The 18,077-nt window shown below is 40.2% G+C and carries 16 protein-coding genes; 15 read left to right on the forward strand and 1 reads right to left on the reverse strand.

Annotated elements, in window-relative coordinates; all coding sequences use genetic code 11:
- Positions 1–2,010 (reverse strand): sigma 54-interacting transcriptional regulator, encoded by a 2,010-nt coding sequence (locus tag AC4HCY_RS10525; RefSeq protein WP_323432325.1) that lies wholly within the window; start codon positions 2,008–2,010, stop codon positions 1–3.
- A gap of 276 nt (positions 2,011–2,286) precedes the next feature.
- On the opposite strand from AC4HCY_RS10525, the gene AC4HCY_RS10530 reads away from it, so the two are divergent.
- From AC4HCY_RS10530 to lplA, 15 genes are all read left to right on the forward strand, one after another.
- Entirely contained in the window at positions 2,287–3,363 is a 1,077-nt protein-coding gene (locus AC4HCY_RS10530) for a M42 family metallopeptidase (protein ID WP_323432324.1), read from the forward strand.
- 101 nt (positions 3,364–3,464) lie between these two features.
- A complete protein-coding gene (gene nikB / locus AC4HCY_RS10535; protein WP_323432323.1) occupies positions 3,465–4,436 on the forward strand; it encodes a nickel ABC transporter permease in 972 nt (323 codons plus the stop codon).
- On the forward strand, positions 4,429–5,325 hold the full coding sequence (locus AC4HCY_RS10540; protein WP_323432322.1) for an ABC transporter permease: 897 nt from the start codon (positions 4,429–4,431) through the stop codon (positions 5,323–5,325). The genes nikB and AC4HCY_RS10540 overlap by 8 nt, the downstream gene beginning before the upstream one ends.
- A 17-nt stretch (positions 5,326–5,342) precedes the next feature.
- A complete protein-coding gene (locus tag AC4HCY_RS10545; protein WP_491094228.1) occupies positions 5,343–6,311 on the forward strand; it encodes an ABC transporter ATP-binding protein in 969 nt (322 codons plus the stop codon).
- Positions 6,312–6,326: 15 nt separating this feature from the next.
- Positions 6,327–7,310: an ABC transporter ATP-binding protein gene (locus AC4HCY_RS10550; protein ID WP_491094229.1), complete on the forward strand. Its 984-nt coding sequence runs from the start codon at positions 6,327–6,329 to the stop codon at positions 7,308–7,310.
- Positions 7,311–7,366: 56 nt separating this feature from the next.
- Positions 7,367–8,911 (forward strand): glutathione ABC transporter substrate-binding protein, encoded by a 1,545-nt coding sequence (locus AC4HCY_RS10555; RefSeq protein WP_491094230.1) that lies wholly within the window; start codon positions 7,367–7,369, stop codon positions 8,909–8,911.
- Between the two features lie 88 nt (positions 8,912–8,999).
- On the forward strand, positions 9,000–9,761 hold the full coding sequence (locus tag AC4HCY_RS10560; RefSeq protein WP_491094231.1) for a creatininase family protein: 762 nt from the start codon (positions 9,000–9,002) through the stop codon (positions 9,759–9,761).
- Between the two features lie 14 nt (positions 9,762–9,775).
- A complete protein-coding gene (locus AC4HCY_RS10565; RefSeq protein WP_491094232.1) occupies positions 9,776–10,576 on the forward strand; it encodes a Nif3-like dinuclear metal center hexameric protein in 801 nt (266 codons plus the stop codon).
- 286 nt (positions 10,577–10,862) lie between these two features.
- Positions 10,863–11,225 carry a BlaI/MecI/CopY family transcriptional regulator gene (locus tag AC4HCY_RS10570; RefSeq protein WP_323432316.1) on the forward strand — a complete coding sequence of 121 codons (363 nt, stop codon included), beginning with the start codon at positions 10,863–10,865 and terminating at the stop codon, positions 11,223–11,225.
- A gap of 2 nt (positions 11,226–11,227) precedes the next feature.
- A complete protein-coding gene (locus AC4HCY_RS10575) occupies positions 11,228–12,931 on the forward strand; it encodes a M56 family metallopeptidase (RefSeq protein ID WP_323432315.1) in 1,704 nt (567 codons plus the stop codon).
- Positions 12,932–12,994: 63 nt separating this feature from the next.
- Entirely contained in the window at positions 12,995–14,047 is a 1,053-nt protein-coding gene (locus AC4HCY_RS10580; protein ID WP_323432314.1) for a hypothetical protein, read from the forward strand.
- A 370-nt stretch (positions 14,048–14,417) separates the two neighbouring features.
- Positions 14,418–14,672, forward strand: coding sequence for a MarR family winged helix-turn-helix transcriptional regulator (locus AC4HCY_RS10585; protein WP_491094233.1), 255 nt, complete (start codon positions 14,418–14,420; stop codon positions 14,670–14,672).
- A 170-nt stretch (positions 14,673–14,842) separates the two neighbouring features.
- The gene (locus AC4HCY_RS10590; RefSeq protein WP_255227937.1) at positions 14,843–15,196 is read left to right on the forward strand and encodes a carboxymuconolactone decarboxylase family protein; all 354 of its coding nucleotides are present in this window, start codon (positions 14,843–14,845) and stop codon (positions 15,194–15,196) included.
- Positions 15,197–15,244: 48 nt separating this feature from the next.
- Entirely contained in the window at positions 15,245–16,942 is a 1,698-nt protein-coding gene (lpdA, locus tag AC4HCY_RS10595; protein WP_491094234.1) for a dihydrolipoyl dehydrogenase, read from the forward strand.
- Complete coding sequence (lplA, locus tag AC4HCY_RS10600; RefSeq protein ID WP_491094235.1) at positions 16,935–17,924, forward strand: lipoate--protein ligase; 990 nt, start codon at positions 16,935–16,937, stop codon at positions 17,922–17,924. The genes lpdA and lplA overlap by 8 nt, the downstream gene beginning before the upstream one ends.
- The last annotated feature ends 153 nt before the right edge of the window (positions 17,925–18,077 follow it).

Here is an 18,077-nt window from a genome sequence, read left to right on the forward strand (position 1 = left end):
TTAAAGCAATAGCTTCCCATATTCAGTGATCTCGCATCCGCCGCGAGTACGATTTATTATAATTATCTTCTTTTCTGAGAGTTCTTGGAGGATACTGCGCATCTGGCCTTCAGTTATTTCTATATCAATATTTTTCATCAATTTACATAGCTTCGAACGGCCAATTTTCGGATTAGCATCAATAAATCTGATAACTTCTTTGTTTATGACACTGATATCATCCAATACAAAATTTGAATTATCAATAATATAGCGAGGCAGATCACTAATATTGAGCTTGCCTTTTTCTCCGATGCATGTAAGATATCGGCATAAGTTCGATACTTCTCTTGTATTGCCGGGCCAGCTATATGAAATTAGAAAATCATAAAGACTGTCTGAGCAGATTGACTTAAATGCAAATTTTGAGCTTTTCAATAAATTTTTTAAATAATATTCAAAAAGCATTGGTATATCATCACGCCTGTTGCGAAGTGGAACAGTATAAAGTGACATAATGTTGATGCTATAGAACAATTCATTCATTAATTTTTTTTCAGCAACTAATTTATATAAATCCTGAGTAGTAGAAGCGATAATCCTGATATCTATGGGTATGTCTGTGGTACCTCCTAAGCGACGTATCTTTCCTTCTTTGATTGCGCTTAACAATATAGGCTGATGATCATAGGAGATATGGTCAATTCCATCAATAAATAGCGTACCGTTGTTCGCCAGCTCAAGAAGGCCTGGCTTTCCTCCCTCTCTTGCTCCGGGGAAAGCTCCTTCTTCATAGCCAAACAGCTCCACTTCAAAATAGTTAGATATAAGGGTTTTGATTGGGATGCTAATAAAAGGATTGTTCTTTCTCGGTGAATTGTTATGGATGGCCCGAGCAAGGATCTCTTTTCCTGTACCATTTTCGCCATGTATAACAATATGATAATCCGTAAGTGAGATTTTTTTGGCGTTCTCCACCATTTTCAGTGTTGCTGCATCCTTTGTGATGTAATCCTCGAAGCTATAAAGAGAGTCAGCTGCTATCTTTTCATTTGCTTTATAAGCTATAGCTTGCTGTTCAATAGATTCTGCCTTTACATCATTAAGCATCATGAGATAAAGATGCCGGTGAGAGTCTGAAGGTATTTCCACGGTCTTTATCTGAATTGTTTGTCCGTTAGTGTTTTGTATATACATTGCTGTATTATAGATGGATAGAAAAGTGGTAGGGAGTGAATGGCTCTTCAGCAAAGCTTCCAAATTTGTATCGTTCAGATATTGCTTTGTCAGGCAAAATAGTTTAATAAAATGGTTATTGAACATTTTTATAATATTTGAATCGTCATATACACAAATACCTATATTCAGACAATTTATGATATCCGAGGTCAGCTTTTGGGTGCTCAATGAGATGGACAACTGATAATTGGATAGTTTCATTATCTGAACCATATGGATAATATAGTTTTTGGTTATTTCGTTAGACAAAGAAATAGGAAGATCAAAATGCAAAGCAATTTCCTGTATAGTAGATATATCTACTATACGATTGCCAATGTCTATAACAGTCGGAATACCTTGTGGGACAAGATGCGGTTCGCCGGCGGTAATTGCATATTTGATGGATTTATCCTGTATCGTACAGCCTGGATAAAAAGGTACATATGTATATTGGGTAAACCCCATTTCTTTTAACTGGTCAATAACAAACAATGTCGAGAATTCTGCATCATTGACAAGATATGCTTTTGATCCGGGCGGTATGATCAGAATTTTGCTTAGGTATGCGTGATTCAATATTCGTGTACATATGATTGTTTTAATATTTGATGGAAGCATAGGCTGAACCAGTTGAAGCGAAGACTGTGAAGCAAAAATCAAAAGATCGTATTTATCCCAGTCAACGGAGTCCAGTTGGCTGAAAAGGGTTGCATCTACTTGAAGGTATGGCTGGAAGATCGGCTCCAGATATTTATAGATACCGTTTTGAGTAGACAAACTTTTTGTAATAATAAGAATTCCTTTTCTCATCCAGAAATTCTCCTCCCTTGTTGTAATAGGTTAATTATAGGCTAAATTGATTTGATAAACAACCTAATCTGGATAAAAGTAAAAAATAAGTCGAGTTGCATATAAAAAATAAGTCGAATTATTGAAATATATAGACAATGGTGGTAAATTGTGAATAATTGTCGACGATGTTATAATAAATATTTAATACATTGCCGGCCTTATTGAAGAATTATAGAAAGCAAAAATTTAAGAGAATCTGCTTTATATTAAAATCAAAAAGGATAGGAGAAAGAAATGGATAAAAAAAGGACATTAGAAATGATAGCTGATATTTCGAATGCTAAGGGGGTATCTGGTTTTGAGGATGAGGCAGTGAACGTGATTCGTGCTTATTCACAAGATTGTGGTGAGCAAAAGGAAGACAGTCTGCGCAATTTCTATATTTATAGAAAAGGCAATAATGGAAAGCAGCCCATCGTTCAACTGGATGCGCACAGCGATGAAGTTGGATTTATGGTTCAATCTATTCGGCCTAATGGAACAATGCATATTATTCAAATTGGAGGATGGATAACAAGCAATATACCCGCACATTTGGTATGGATAAGAAACGCGGAAGGAAAGTACATACGCGGGATTGTAACCAGTAAGCCACCGCATTTTATGAGTGAAACGGAAAGAAAGGCACCATTGGAAATGAATAATATCACTGTTGATGTTGGTGCTACTTCACGCCGTGAAGCTATCGAGAAATTTAAAATACGTGTGGGAGAACCCATTGTTCCTGATGCGGCATTCGAATATGATGAAAAAAAAGATATTATGATCGGAAAAAGCTTTGACTGTCGGCTTGGTTGTGCGGCAATTATAAGCACATTGCAAGAGCTGGAGAGCTGCAATTTAAATGTGGATGTAGTAGGAGCTATTTCTACACAGGAAGAGGTCGGCGTGCGCGGAGCGACGGTTACGGCAAGAACTGTAAAACCTGATATAGCGATTGTGTTTGAGGGATGCCCGGCAGATGATACATGCGTTGAAGAATACGCAGTACAGACTGCTATTAAGAAGGGACCGATGCTTCGTCATATCGATGCAAAAATGATAACAAATCCAAGGTTTCAAAGATACGCTCTTGACATGGCAGAAAAATTACAAATACCCGTACAAGATGCGGTGCGCTTGTCCGGATCCACCAACGGGGCCGCCATACATCTATCTGAACATGGCATACCGACAATAGTTATTGGTATACCTGTTCGCTATGCACATACACATTATGGAATATCTTCCTATGAAGATTATACTAATGGAGTGCGGCTGGCTTGTGAGATATTAAAATGCCTTAATAAGGAAACAATTGCAAATTTTTAGCAAGATAAGGTACCCTAGGGTACAACGCCTTCTAAAGTTTATCTGGATTTATTAAGTCCGGCTGAACTGGAATACTGTTAATAAGAGAAGAGGGAGCAATTATGCATAAATATGTGTTAAAGAGATTTGCTATGTTAATACCGGTATTGATTGGGGTAACCTTTATCGTATTTTTCATCATGGCGTTAACACCGGGAGATCCGGTAACCATTATCTTAGGTGATAATGCTACCGCAGAAAATGTAGCAAAGCTGACAGAGGAATTAGGATTGAATGATCCGCTCATTATAAGGTATGTACGCTATATGGGAGGTCTGCTGAAAGGAGATTTAGGCAAATCCTACAGCAATCAGCTAAGCGTATTGGATCAAATTGCAGATAGATTCCCAAACACTTTGATATTGGCAGCAGCAGCGATCTTTGTTTCATTGCTTATAGGAATACCTGTGGGGATAATCTCAGCGAAGAAGCAGTACACCTGGATTGACAATACTTCCATGATAACCGCGCTAATGGGGGTTTCTATGCCGGTATTCTGGCTTGGATTGCTTTTGGTCATAGTATTTTCTCTCAAATTGAGATGGCTGCCCTCTCAGGGAATGGGACAAGGCTTCATCGGGGTATTGAAGAGCCTGATACTGCCTGCTTTTTCACTAGGCGCAGGGTCTGCCGCCATGGTGACCCGTATGACAAGATCCTCAATGCTTGAGGTGATCAGGCAGGATTACATAGATACAGCAAGATCAAAGGGTGTAAAAGAATCCACTATTACGATAAAACATATGCTGAAAAATGCATTGATACCGATTATCACCGTAGTCGGTCTTCAGTTCGGACACCTGCTTGGCGGTGCTGTATTGACCGAAACCGTATTTTCCTGGCCGGGTCTGGGGCGTTTCATGGTAGAGGCAATCAAGAAGAAAGACACGCCTTCCGTTCTCGGAGCCGTAATATTCTTATCAGTAGCTTTTTCCATTGTTAACTTATTGATCGATATTCTATATGCATATGTAGATCCGAGAATTAAATCACAGTACAAGGTACAATCGGCTGCAGGAAGAAGAGGTGAATGAAGTGGAAAAAGATCAAAGAAAAGAGAAGACTTTATTTCAGGAATCGTGGAGAAGGTTTAAGCAAAATAAATTGGCCATGGTTGGGATGTGGTTTCTTATATTGCTGACAGCAATTTCAGTGGCAACAACTGTTATAGATTTTGCAACAAACAAAAGAATTTATGATACATATGTGATCAGCCAGAATTTAAAGTTAAGGCTGAAGGGGCCTTCTGCAGAACATATCCTTGGCCTTGATGAGTTTGGCAGAGATATTTTACTTAGAATGTTATGGGGGACTCGTTACTCTTTATTCTTAGGAGCAATAGGAATTGCAGCATCAACTGTCATAGGAGGGACGTTGGGTGCAATTTCAGGTTTTTATGGAGGCAAGGTAGATAATATTATTATGAGATTTATGGATATACTTCTGGCTATTCCGTCAATATTGCTTGCTATTGCAATCGTAGCAGCATTAGGGCCCGGCCTGGTAAATATATTGATAGCCATTGCAATATCATATATTCCAACTTTTGCCCGTGTTGTCCGGGCAAAGGTTATGTCTATAAAAGATCAGGAGTTTATCGAAGCAGCACGAGCTGTGGGCGCAGGTGACGCAAGGATAATATTCAAATATATTATTCCGAATTCTTTAGCGCCGATTATTGTACAAGCAACTTTGGGTGTAGCCGGTGCGATTTTGTCCATAGCAGGGCTTTCGTTCCTTGGACTGGGAATTCAACCCCCTATGCCGGAATGGGGAGCCATGCTGTCAAATGCAAGGACTTATATCAGAGATGCATGGCACATTACTGTAATACCAGGTTTAGGAATTATGTTGACCATCCTATCGCTAAATGTTGTAGGGGACGGACTCCGTGATGCCTTAGACCCGAGACTGAAGAACTAGGGATTGGAGGGGGAAAAATGGCAGAACTTTTAGAAATACGTGATTTATTTATAAGATATGAGACCGTCGATGGAGTTGTAGAAGCTGTAAACGGTATTTCGCTGAAGCTGGATAAGGGCTCCACTCTGGGACTGGTAGGAGAAACCGGAGCAGGGAAGACAACTCTGGCAAAAGGTATCATGAGGCTTATACCAAACCCTCCGGGCAAAATTGGAGGAGGAGAAATAATATTCGACGGGCAGGATCTTTTGAAGCTTTCTGATGCTGAGATGAGAATGGTTAGGGGTAAAAAAATATCGATGATATTTCAGGATCCCATGACATCTTTAAATCCTGTGATGACAGTTGAAGAACAAATTGCAGAAGTCATCAGCATACATGAAAAGGTAAAAAGCAAGGAAGCCAGTCAAAAGGCAAAGGAAATGCTAGAGCTGGTCGGGATTCCTGCCGAACGCTCAGAGGAATATCCCCATCAGTTTTCCGGAGGGATGAAGCAAAGAGTGATCATCGCCATTGCGCTGGCGTGCAATCCGAGCTTATTGATTGCAGATGAACCTACCACAGCATTGGATGTGACCATTCAAGCCCAGGTGCTTGAGATGATGAAAAAGCTGAAGAATAAGCTTAATACTTCGATGATATTGATCACCCATGACTTAGGTGTGGTGACACAGACCTGCGATTATGTTGCGATCATGTATGCAGGTGAGATTGTGGAATACGGAACCTTAAGAGAAGTGTTCAAGAACCCTCAGCACCCGTATACAAAAGGCTTGTTTGGCTCCATACCCAGTTTGGCCGATGATGTGGATAGGCTGAAGCCGATCAAAGGATTGATGCCTGATCCCACATGCTTGCCGGAAGGATGCAAATTTAACCCGAGATGCGAATATGCAGGAGAAAAATGCCGATGTGAAGCCCCCCAAATGGCAGAAATAGGTGGGAGCCACGTCGTAAAATGTTTTGAAGCGCAGGGGCTATTATAGACGGAGGTAAAACATATGGAAGAGAATGCACAGAAGGCGGAGATTTTACAGGTTAAAAATTTGAAGAAATACTTTAAAACCCCAAAAGGCCTGCTCCATGCAGTTGATGACGTATCTTTTAATATATTGGAAGGTGAGACCCTGGGCGTAGTGGGAGAATCAGGCTGCGGCAAGTCTACAATGGGGCGTGCGATATTGAGATTGCATGAGCCTACCTTCGGTGAAGTAATTTTCAAGGGGGAAAATATATTAAAGTATGATAAAAAAAGAATGAAAAAGCTGCGGGAGGAAATGCAGATCATATTTCAAGATCCATTTGCTTCATTAAATCCCCGTATGACAGTCAGCGAAACTATCGTAGATCCATTGATCATTCAAGGGAAATATAAAAAGAATGACAGGGAAGGGCTCAAGAAAAAAGTAAGGGAGATAATGGACCTGGTCGGTCTTTCACAAAAGCTTATAAACACATATCCTCACGAGCTTGATGGAGGAAGAAGACAGAGGATTGGAATAGGGAGAGCCCTGGCATTGAATCCTAAGTTCATAGTTTGTGATGAGCCGGTTTCTGCATTGGATGTTTCCATACAGGCACAGGTTCTAAATCTGATGCAGGATTTACAGGAAGACCTCGGATTGACATATATGTTCATAACGCATGATTTATCCGTTGTCAGACATATTTCGGACAATATAGCTGTTATGTATTTAGGACAAATAGTGGAGAAAGCGCCTGCAAAGATGCTTTTCAAAAATCCATTGCATCCATATACTAATGCATTGTTATCAGCCATACCCGTTCCTGACCCTGATTATATAATGGAAAGAATCCTGCTCCAGGGAGAGCTTACATCACCCATCAATCCGGAACCCGGATGCAGATTTGCAAAAAGATGCATTTATGCCGCACCGGAATGTCTCAATCAGGAATATTCATTAAAGGAAGTAGAACCGGGACATTTCGCAGCATGCAGCAGATTGGATGATATAAAGAAATGAGTTAATTAGTTATGTACATGCATAACCGATTATAGAAAAAAAGAGGAGGAATTGAAATGAAAAACACAAAAAGAGTCTTTGCACTTATTCTTGCAATCTCGCTTTTACTGGCTGGATGCGGAAGCCCGGCTAACGAGCCGACACCAGCTGCTGAAGGTCAAGACGGCGGATTGAAAGACACAGTAATCTTTGCTCAGGGAGCCGATGTAACATCCTTGGATCCTCATATCGGTAAGGAAACACCGGCAGTAACCGTACATGGACAGATTTTTAACCCGCTTGTTACAACAGATAAAGATATGAATGTTGTGCCTTGCTTGGCAGAAAGCTGGGAAATGCTATCTGATACTTCTTACAAGTTCAATATCAGAAAAGACGTTAAATTCCATGATGGAAGCGAATTAACGGCAGAGGATGTAAAATTCTCTTTAGACAGGGCAATGGCATCTTCTTATGTATCATATATCGTTAACTTCATCGATAATGTTGAAGTTGCAGATAAGTATACTGTTATTGTTAATACTAAAGAGCCTTATGCTCCGACACTGATGAATCTGACTCACCCATCAGCAGCAATTGTTTCAAAGGCAATTACAGAAAAGAATCCGGAATCAATAAAGACAAATCCTATCGGAACAGGACCCTACAAATTTGTCGAATGGAAACCGGGCGAATATGTAAAATTGGAAGCTAACCAGGATTACTTTGACGGCGCTCCGAAAACTAAATATGTTATAATGAAAGTTATACCGGAAGCAGCACAAAGAACCATCGCACTTGAAACAGGCGAGGTTGACATAGCATATGATCTTTCGGCAAACGATTTATCAAAGGTTGCTGAAAACCCGGATTTGAAATTGCTCGAGGGAACATCCTTAAGCGCATGGTTCTTGCAGTTCAATATGAAGAATAAGCCCTTTGACAACAAATTGGTAAGACAAGCAGTCAGATATGCCATAGATTCACAGACAATAGTTGATACTATTTTATACGGAGCAGGTGAAGTGGCGGGCTCGATCATCCCTCCGATAGCATTCGGATACCAGGATGTTGCCAAGTATGAATACAATAAAGAAAAAGCAAAGGAATTATTGGCACAGGCAGGCTATCCCAATGGCTTCGATGCAAAGCTTTATGTAAATGATAATCAGCAGAGAATTGAGATATGCCAGGTAATACAAAGCCAATTAAAAGAAATAGGCATCAATGTAGAAGTAGTAGTGCTTGAATTTGCTACATTCATTGAAAACACCAACAAAGCTAAACATGACATGGGCTTCTTCGGCTGGACAACCTCAACAGCAGATGCCGACTATACTTATTATCCCATTTATCATTCATCACAGCATGGTGCACCTGGCAATAGATCCTTTATCGCAAATCCGGATGTTGACAAATATATCGAAAATGCCAGAATAACTGCAGACAGTGCTGCAAGGCTTGAAAATTATAAAGCTCTTGAAGGCATAATAGCGGAAGAGTCACCGGTTGCTCCATTATTCTACAACAAAGTAAATGTTGGTACATCCAACAAGGTTCAAGGCTTTGAGGTTCAGCCGGCAGGATATCACAGCTACTTTAACGTAACTGCTGCAAAATAATATTAATAATACCGGAATTCACCTGGCACCAGGTGAGTTCCGGTGTGAAATTAATATATTAAAATAAATATAGAAGGAAGTATATGACATGAGATTAGAGCACATTTCTTGGAAAAAGGCAGAAGAGTATTTTAAAACTCATGATACAGTTATAATTGCAATAGGAAGTATCGAAAATCATGGGACACATATCGCCCTAGGAACGGACACATTAGTTCCCGATAAGATCCTAGAGCTTATGGAAGACAAAACAGATGTTGCCATAGCACCTACTGTACCCTATGGAAATGCAGATTCTTTGGCCGATTTTCCCGGTACAATATCTATAGGTTATGACGGGTTATATACAATAATGACCAAGATTACTGATTCTCTATATAATTTCGGAGTAAGGAAATTTGTATTTTTAAATGGACACGGCGGGAATATAGGAGCACTGGATGCAGTGGCTCTTAATTTAAACAGAAAAGGCGCATTAGCCGCAACCTTCAACTGGTGGCTTATTGCATGGGACTTAAATCCGGCATGGAAGGGCGGCCATGGAGGAGCTGAGGAAACAGCGGCAGTGATGGCAGTTAATCCGGATTTTGTTGATATGAATGCCATTGAGCCAATGGTGCTCAATGATGTGTCTGAGAACCTGAAGGCAACAGGCTTTAAAACAGTAGAATTCAAGGGCATCAATGTAAATGTAACAAGAACGGTCCGCAACCTGACAGCAAACGGCTGGGTAGGGCCCGACCATCCCTCCAATGCTACTATAGAGTGGGGCAAAGAGATGTTGGAAGCTACGGCAAATTATTTCGCTGAATTTGTTAATGAGTTCAGTAAAGTAAAGCTTGAAAAGTAGTGAAGGCTGTCAGTATGAAAGCAAAAGCTGTATATGATATATTGGAAGAATATTTTAAACCGGATCACTGCACGGATGTGGTGAAAAACGGGATACAATATGATAATGCCGAAGAGATTGAGAAGGTATATACAGCAACCTTTGCAGCAGGGTCTGTCATCAATGAAATTTTAAAAAGAAGAGAAGAAGATATCCTGTTGTTTACTCATCATCCATTACCCCAGAGAAAAGCGCCTGATTATAAGTCCGGTGAAATCTCACGGTCCTTGCTTATGAAAATGAAAGAAAATAAGGTATCGCTCTTTTCATACCATATTCCTTTAGACCGGAACGGAGAATATTCCCCAGGGAATAATCTTGCAAAAGCCATGGGGATGATACCTTATGAAGAATTTTACTTTCAAGATAATGTTTTTATGGGTGTATTATGTAATTCAAGCTTTACCACAGCTTATGAAGTAAAGAAAAGGCTGGAGAAACTGATTGGGCATAGAGCAAAATTGTACTCTTACGGAGAGGCTTTTTTAGATGGCGGAAGGATTGCCGTAATGGCAGGAGGAGCTTCAAATTCCGATATATATGAATATTTGGCAGGAAAAGGTGTAAATACCTTTGTCACAGGGGTTACCAACCCGCAAAAAGCTGAGTGGGTCAGTAAAATCCATGAGAGGGCAAAGCAATATGGAATTAACCTCATAGGCGGAACCCATTGCTCTACGGAAAAATTCGCCTGCATTGCAATGACGGATTTTTTTAAGAAAATGGGCTTGAAAGCAGAATTTATCGATGAAGAGAGCGACCTGTATGATCTTTAATAATAATATATGCAGAAAAGTATAAACTAAGCCTTTGGAAGCGATATTCCAAAGGCTTAGTTTATAGAAAAATGCCGTTTCTGGAAATGAGGGAACGGCATTTTTCAAAATTTCATATAGTTAAGGTTGTCCAATGCATGTCATGCTTTTCTTTCATATCTGCAAAGCCCCTTTTTATGAGTTTTTCCCTTGTTCAGTGAGGTTAATATTCTTGACAAATCAGTCTACAAAATGTAAACTAAAGATATGAAAGTCTAAAATATGTAGACCGAAAGGAGCTTTTATGATGAGGGAATATAAGCTTACGGATATGGAATCAAAATTTGCGGATATCATTTGGACTAATGAGCCTATTCCGTCGGGAGACCTGGTAAAGCTGTGCGATGAGGAGCTATCCTGGAAAAAGTCCACCACCTACACCATGCTGAAAAGGCTTGAGAACAAAGGAATATTTAAAAACAAAAGCGGTATGGTATCAGCTTTGGTAAAAAAGGATGAGTTCTATGCAGAACAAAGCAAGCAGTTTGTCGAGGAAACCTTTGATGGTTCGCTGCCTAAGTTTTTAGCCGCATTTACGAGAAGCAAGAGGTTGAGTGACAAAGAAATTGATGAACTGCAAAGACTGATCGATGAACATAAGGAGGGATAGCTGTGGATAAATTGTTCTTGCAAATCCTGAATATGAATATTACGGCGGGATATGTTATTCTATTTGTCATTGCAGCTCGCCTGCTATTGAAAAAAGCGCCTAAGATTTTTTCATATGCGCTTTGGTCTGTGGTTTTATTCAGACTCATATGTCCCTTTTCCTTTGAAAGCATGTTCAGCCTTATGCCTATAAACACACAAACTGTGCCCCATAATATTATGTACTCCCAGGCACCGCAAATTCATAGCGGTATTGCAGCAATAGATCAAGCAGCGAATAACTCTTTGCCTGCACCTGCAGTTGGTGTCAGTGCGAACCCTTTGCAGGTATGGATTGCTCTGGGCGAAGCGGTATGGCTGTTTGGTATTGCAGCATTGCTTATATACAGTGCTTACACGGCTGTAAGGCTTCGAAACAAATTGAAGCCTGCAAAACGGATTTATGATAATATATATGAGATGGACGGCGTTAAAACCCCATTTGTTTTTGGCGTGCTAAAGCCTAAAATCTATCTTCCTCCGATCCTTTCAGAAAATGACAGGGCATATATCATTAAGCATGAGCAGGTTCATATTAAGAGGCTGGACTATATTATTAAGCCTTTTGCATTTTTAGTATTGTGCATTCACTGGTTTAACCCTCTTGTTTGGATTGCTTTTTTTCTAATGGAAGAGGATATGGAGCTATCCTGCGATGAAAGTGTTATTAAGCAAATGGGCAGTGAGATTAAAAAAAGCTACTCAGCTTCTCTTTTGTCACTATCTACAGGCAGGCGTACGGCGAGGGGTTGCCCCCTTGCTTTTGGTGAAAATAATACTAAAGGACGCATTAAGAATATATTAAACTATAAGAAGCCTGCGTTTTGGGTTATTATAGTGGCAATTATTGCAGTGGCAGCTATTTGTATAGGGCTTATGACTGATCCGCAAGAAAGATTACTGACAGTGGAAGATTATGCTAAGGGTTTTATCGAGCAAGAAATTGAAGCCTATGAAAGTTCGGAATGGAATGATGTAAAGATTATCGACAGCAAAATAACAAGGCTTGAAAAGATCGCATCCTTTGACAATCTGATTTCATCACCCGTAGAAGTTTGGCGCCTTGAATACCGCATGAAGCCTGATGACATAACCAAAGCCGTGCTGCCGGGCGGTATGAACGAGGTAGACGGATGGCTCACTGAAGACAGCAGTATGGGCAAGCCCATGTTGATTTTTTCTTATGAAGGCTCAAAGGTTAAGTATTTAGGCTGTACCTGGAGCGGAGAAAATGATTTTACTACGCTATCGGGACAGGAAGCGGCGCTTCGTATATTTTTTGAGGGTATTGGATTATTGCCTAATGAAACCTACAGCGGAAATCATATAATTGTTAAATTCCCGCTATCGACAGGTGAAATCTGCCGGCTGTTTTTATCCCAGCCTGTTGTTCAAGGAGATTCAGGGATCTGGTGCGTAGAGCGATGGATGGATGAAAACGGTACTGTGTACCATGCTGCACCAAAGACTGATGCATTGACAGCAGATTATTATAAGGATTTACAAAAGCAGTGCGATGATGGTCATAAATCATGGCTTTTAGATCCATTACAGGTTGCTATTGAATATATAAATGATGATCTGGGTCAGCATACTTACCTTGATGAACTTGTTCCTCAGTATTCTGTGAAGGTTGAAGATTTTATGAAAACACCCGAAAGCCATTAAATTTATATGAGCATATTTACGGATAAAACAAGATGTATGTTTTGGGTAGGAGGATACGTATAGATGAAAACATATTATAACCCCAGTTTATGGGGAAATGAGAAAGGGAAAGGACTTTGCGGAGTACCGCAGAAAGTAAACTGGAAGTTTGAGCATGCGGGAGCCAGACACTTCATCCCTATCATATACCGCTTTTCAAAAGGTATTGTTTTTGATATCATAACCCTTTTGGATGAAGCAAAGCTCCGTGGGTTTTTTGAAAAATATGAAGCCATTGAGGAAACGCTGACTCCATTGCAGCAGCGCTGTGCAGAGCAGGAGCACCCCTATCAGTCTATATCGGCCAAAGAAATATGCATAAACGGAAAACGAGCAGAAAGCGGTCATTCTTCCAGCCGTGCCGTCAGCATACCGTGGGGCAGTCAGGATGAAGAACTGAGCCTTGTGCGAGAGGCATACTCCTCGCTCCTAAAGGATAGGACCTGCTTTGCTTGTGAACGCTTTTGCGTGCCATACCCTGAAGCAGGATCCAAAGTGCAAAAATTGCTGCGCTTTTTCCGGCTCTCCAGAATAAAAAGCATAAAGCTGTCTACATGGCCTGTCCAATGGTTTTTACCGTTGGATATAAATTTTGAAATACCGGACAAAGAAAGCACAAGAGAGGTTTGCTTTGTACATCCCGAAACAGGGGTCACACATACATTGTACTTCCAGGATTCGGAGCTTGTTGAAATGCCAATGGACAAAGACGGGAGCCGCAGCCTTTACACCGTGCAGGCCACATATGAAATAGATCCCGCTTTGCCTCAGGGGGATTCACTGCAGTTTGGCAGCAGCATACAATATGCAGAGCCTCCGGAAGAGGGCAGATTCAGCCCTCATGGGGCCTCATCCATTGGTATTATTGGCGGCTCATGCGGCCCTACAGCCATTTTTCTTGCGGGAAATGACAGGGAAAAAACAATTCCTCGGGGTCTGCACGGATTACCGCTGCATAGCTGTTTTTCTGTTCCAAGCTTTTATAAGGAAGATAACTTGCACTTTATCCTTGAGGGCATCAATATAAAAAAACATGACGAAAAAGAGTATAGCTTTCCCCAGCAAGTTATGGGATAATGCAAGCCATAGAATATTCGCTGATGGACTTGGAAGAATAATATTTTAAAGCTTTATGGAGGAAAATAGGCTTGACTGTTGAATAACAACATTGAAGTAAGATATGATGATCGGGTGTGCAGGCTTGCAAAATCGGAGAGCAGCAAAGCTGTACGACATGTACAAGATATGTGTAAGCTTGAAGAAGGAGGCAATTATGTTTTTTAATCTTGATAAATGAGTGGGGCATATTACTGAGAATGCTATAAAGCAGATCTCGGAAGCCTTCGGTCGAAGGCTGCAAGATACAGGTATAACGCGTGTTCAATGGATTGCACTTTACTATGTAAAAGCTAAAGGAAGAATTTCCTAAAGGGATTTATCCAATCTCATGAATGTTAAGGATTCAAGTGCAGGCAGATTGATCGATCGCCTGGAACGGGATGGTTTGATTGAAAGAGAGCGCAATGATTTTGATAGAAGGGTCATTTATATTAAGCTCACTGATAAAGGAGATCAGCTTATTTCTGATTTAATGCCTATAGGCTTGCACTTCAATGATGATTTGCTGAAAGGGATTGACGAGCAAGAACTTATTATTTATGAAAAGATCCTAAATAAAATGCTTTCAAATGTGATCGAGTAAATAGGAAAGCGCATAAACACTTGCTTCTAATGGCATACTAGATGCTATTAGAAGCAAGTGTTTTTATTTTGTCAAAAAAGTTTGATATTTAACAAACTGTTTGCTATACTTAATATAAATGATTGCTATGCTTAACGTTGCATATGCAAACAAAATAAGGAGGAAGTAAGATGGCGTATAATGTAAGAGAAATGCTTAATTCATTTGTGGGAGGATTGGAGAATCTTTCAGCAACAAATCCTGAAAATGTAGGTGCCTTTATGGGATTGTTAGGAGCCTCATATGAGCCCAAAACACTGGATTTAAAAACAAAGGAATTGATGAGTGTAGCAATCGGATGTTACAACAGATGTGAATACTGCATTGTATACCACTCCTATAAAGCTTTTGAAGCAGGTGCATCAAAGGAAGAAATCTTAGAGGCAGCTATGGTAGCAGTAGCCTTCGGCGGAGGACCGTCTATGGCATATTCGGTAACATTGCTTAAGGATTGCATAGCTGAATTCGAAGGCGATTTCAAATAGAAAGGGCTTTGCCCTTTTTTGCTTTGATTGAATTTTGGAGGAATCGAAATGAAATATGATTTGATTATAGAAAAGCTTTCCGGTCATGACATGTCCGGGAAAGTAGGCAAAATAAACAAAAAAACCGGCGATATTTTAAACCCAGACGATATAATATTTACCATCGAGTCCGGCAAGGGAACCATCAAATATATATCAAAATATAAGGGTACTCTGGAACAATTATTGATTGCTGAGGGGGATACTATAAAGAAAGGGCAGGTTATTGGCAGTGTAGAGGGAGAATTGATTCAGCAAGAACTGAAAAAGACATCTTACTCCTTTGGGCTTGCCAAGCCTTTAAGCAAAAGCTATGAGGTGGATGTAGCAATTGTTGGAGGAGGTCCCGGGGGTTACGTCGCCGCCATAAGGGCAGCCCAGGGCGGCAAAAGAGTTCTGATAATTGAGCAAGACAGGTTGGGAGGAACGTGCCTCAACTATGGGTGTATCCCCACAAAAGCCCTTGTCAGCAGCATAGATGCTTTAGAGAAGATCAGAAATGCTCAAAGCTTTGGCATAGAAGTCGAAGGGGTAAAAGCTTCTCTTGAAAGAATAATGCAAAGGAAAAATGAAGTGGTCGATACATTGGTATCCGGAATTGAGCATTTGATGGAGGTTCACCAAATAGAGTATATAAATGGCAAGGCAGAAGTCCAAGATATAGAAACCCTAACCGTTAAAAATAAATCTATTGATGCCACTATAAAATTCGAAAAGCTGATAATAGCCGCGGGTTCTAAACCGGCCATTCTTCCGATAGAAGGAGCCGACGGCGAAGATATTCTTACCAGTCAGGATCTATTGGAATTAACGGAAGTGCCTTCCTCAATCACAATCATTGGCGGCGGCGTTATTGGGATGGAATTTGCCTTCATTTATAATGCTTTAGGTGCAAAAGTAAATGTAGTTGAGTATTTCCCGCAAATTTTAAACACTATGGATGAGGATGCAGCAGATATAATAAGAGAATCTGCCGCCCAGAGAGGAATTAATCTCTATGAAGGCGCCAAAGCATTGTCGATAAAAACTGCATTAGACGGAACGAAAATTGTTGAGATAGATGAAAATAATCAAACAAAGTATTTAATAAGCGAAAAAGTGGCTATGGCGGTTGGAAGGAAAGCAAATCTGGAATCTCTTGATCTGGAGATGCTCAAGGTTGAACTGAATGAAAAGCGTAATGGCATTTCGGTGGATGCCCATATGCGAACGAGCAATCCAAATGTATACGCCATAGGAGATATAACAAATAAAATTCAATTGGCTCATGTTGCTTCACATCAAGGTATTATAGCTGCTGACCATATCAATGGAATGCAAGATGAGATGTGTTATGACTTAGTACCCAGTGCAATATTTACGATGCCTGAGATCGGCCATGTCGGATTGACAGAAAAGGACGCCGTCTCACAAAAGCTTGATTATATAATTGGAAAGTTTCCGTTGATGGCAAACGGTAAAGCGCAGGCCATGGGAGAGACGGAAGGGTTCGTGAAGCTTATTGCCGGCAAAGAAACAAGAAAAATAATTGGAGGGACTATAGTGGGGGTGCATGCCACCGATATGCTCAGCACAATCAGCAATATCATCGCTTCAGGCTTAACTATAGATAAAGCGGCCCATGTGATTTATGCACATCCTACAACAGCCGAATCTATTCATGAAGCATTATTAAGCATAGATGGCAGGGGAATTCACTTTGCATAAGAAATTTAAAATATATATTTCAGAATCCTTTGATCCTAAGTTCAATCTTTCCGTCGAAGAGTGGTTGATGGCATGTAATGAGCTTAACGATATTGTGTTTTTCCTTTGGCAGAATGCAAACACTATTGTCATAGGAAGAAACCAGAATCCTTATAAAGAATGCGATGTTAAAAAGCTCAAAGAGGATGATGTCCACCTGGTAAGAAGATTATCAGGTGGTGGAGCCGTATATCATGATCATGGGAACCTGAACTTTACCTTTATTGCTTCTGATGAAAGCTATGATGTTGAGAGCAATATGGAAATTATCTTGAACGGGGTTTCACGCTTTGGAGTCCATGGCTGTTTTAACGGCAGAAATGATTTGCTGGTGCAGGGAAGAAAGTTCTCCGGAAATGCTTTTATCAGCGATAACGGAATGAATTGCCATCACGGCACTCTGCTCGTTGATGCTGATCTGTATAAGCTATCCAAATACCTGACCGTATCACCTTTAAAGCTTAAGTCAAAGGGCATTGATTCGGTGGCATCCAGAGTAATAAATCTGAAAGAATTTTCTTCGCAAATAACTGTCGACAGCTTGAAGGATGCCCTTATAATAAGCTTTAATGAGTTTTACAAAGCCGAAGCTCAAATAATTCTTTTAAATGAGAAAGCCATCGATGTCACAGCCTATATGGGAAAGTATGGTTCATGGAAATGGAACCATACAGAGAGCCCTGATTTTGCAATTACCGCAGAGGATAAATTCAATTGGGGTATCTTTGAGATCAATCTGGAAGTTTCTGACGGGGTGATAAAGGATTGCAAGGTATTCACGGATGCCATTGTACCCGAAGCCTTTAAAAGCCTGGAGAAACTATTTCAAAATAAAGAATTTAAGAGACGTAACATGCTGGAGGCAATAGAGAACTGTATCATAAATGAACAGATCAAGAACGATCTCTGTTGTCTGGTGAAGGATAAAATTTTAACAAACTAGCAATAAAATTCTATATATAATAATCTTAAGCAGATAGCGGTTTAAGTAGGAATATAAGAATCGATCTATCTGCTCTTATTTTTATAAAAACGGAATAGAGAATATTTAAATTTCAAATTCCCTTGCTTTATGATAGAATATATCAAAGCTTGA

It is taken from the genome of Lutispora sp. QWL-02, from assembly GCF_058315355.1.

What these genes read in the sequence shown, in the direction of transcription:
- AC4HCY_RS10525 (WP_323432325.1), bottom strand. Translation starts at nt 2,010, where the DNA reads ATGAGAAAAGGAATTCTTATTATTACAAAAAGTTTGTCTACTCAAAAC.
- AC4HCY_RS10530 (WP_323432324.1), top strand. Translation starts at nt 2,287, where the DNA reads ATGGATAAAAAAAGGACATTAGAAATGATAGCTGATATTTCGAATGCT.
- nikB (WP_323432323.1), top strand. Translation starts at nt 3,465, where the DNA reads ATGCATAAATATGTGTTAAAGAGATTTGCTATGTTAATACCGGTATTG.
- AC4HCY_RS10545 (WP_491094228.1), top strand. Translation starts at nt 5,343, where the DNA reads ATGGCAGAACTTTTAGAAATACGTGATTTATTTATAAGATATGAGACC.
- AC4HCY_RS10550 (WP_491094229.1), top strand. Translation starts at nt 6,327, where the DNA reads ATGGAAGAGAATGCACAGAAGGCGGAGATTTTACAGGTTAAAAATTTG.
- AC4HCY_RS10555 (WP_491094230.1), top strand. Translation starts at nt 7,367, where the DNA reads ATGAAAAACACAAAAAGAGTCTTTGCACTTATTCTTGCAATCTCGCTT.
- AC4HCY_RS10560 (WP_491094231.1), top strand. Translation starts at nt 9,000, where the DNA reads ATGAGATTAGAGCACATTTCTTGGAAAAAGGCAGAAGAGTATTTTAAA.
- AC4HCY_RS10565 (WP_491094232.1), top strand. Translation starts at nt 9,776, where the DNA reads ATGAAAGCAAAAGCTGTATATGATATATTGGAAGAATATTTTAAACCG.
- AC4HCY_RS10570 (WP_323432316.1), top strand. Translation starts at nt 10,863, where the DNA reads ATGAGGGAATATAAGCTTACGGATATGGAATCAAAATTTGCGGATATC.
- AC4HCY_RS10580 (WP_323432314.1), top strand. Translation starts at nt 12,995, where the DNA reads ATGAAAACATATTATAACCCCAGTTTATGGGGAAATGAGAAAGGGAAA.
- AC4HCY_RS10585 (WP_491094233.1), top strand. Translation starts at nt 14,418, where the DNA reads ATGAATGTTAAGGATTCAAGTGCAGGCAGATTGATCGATCGCCTGGAA.
- AC4HCY_RS10590 (WP_255227937.1), top strand. Translation starts at nt 14,843, where the DNA reads ATGGCGTATAATGTAAGAGAAATGCTTAATTCATTTGTGGGAGGATTG.
- lpdA (WP_491094234.1), top strand. Translation starts at nt 15,245, where the DNA reads ATGAAATATGATTTGATTATAGAAAAGCTTTCCGGTCATGACATGTCC.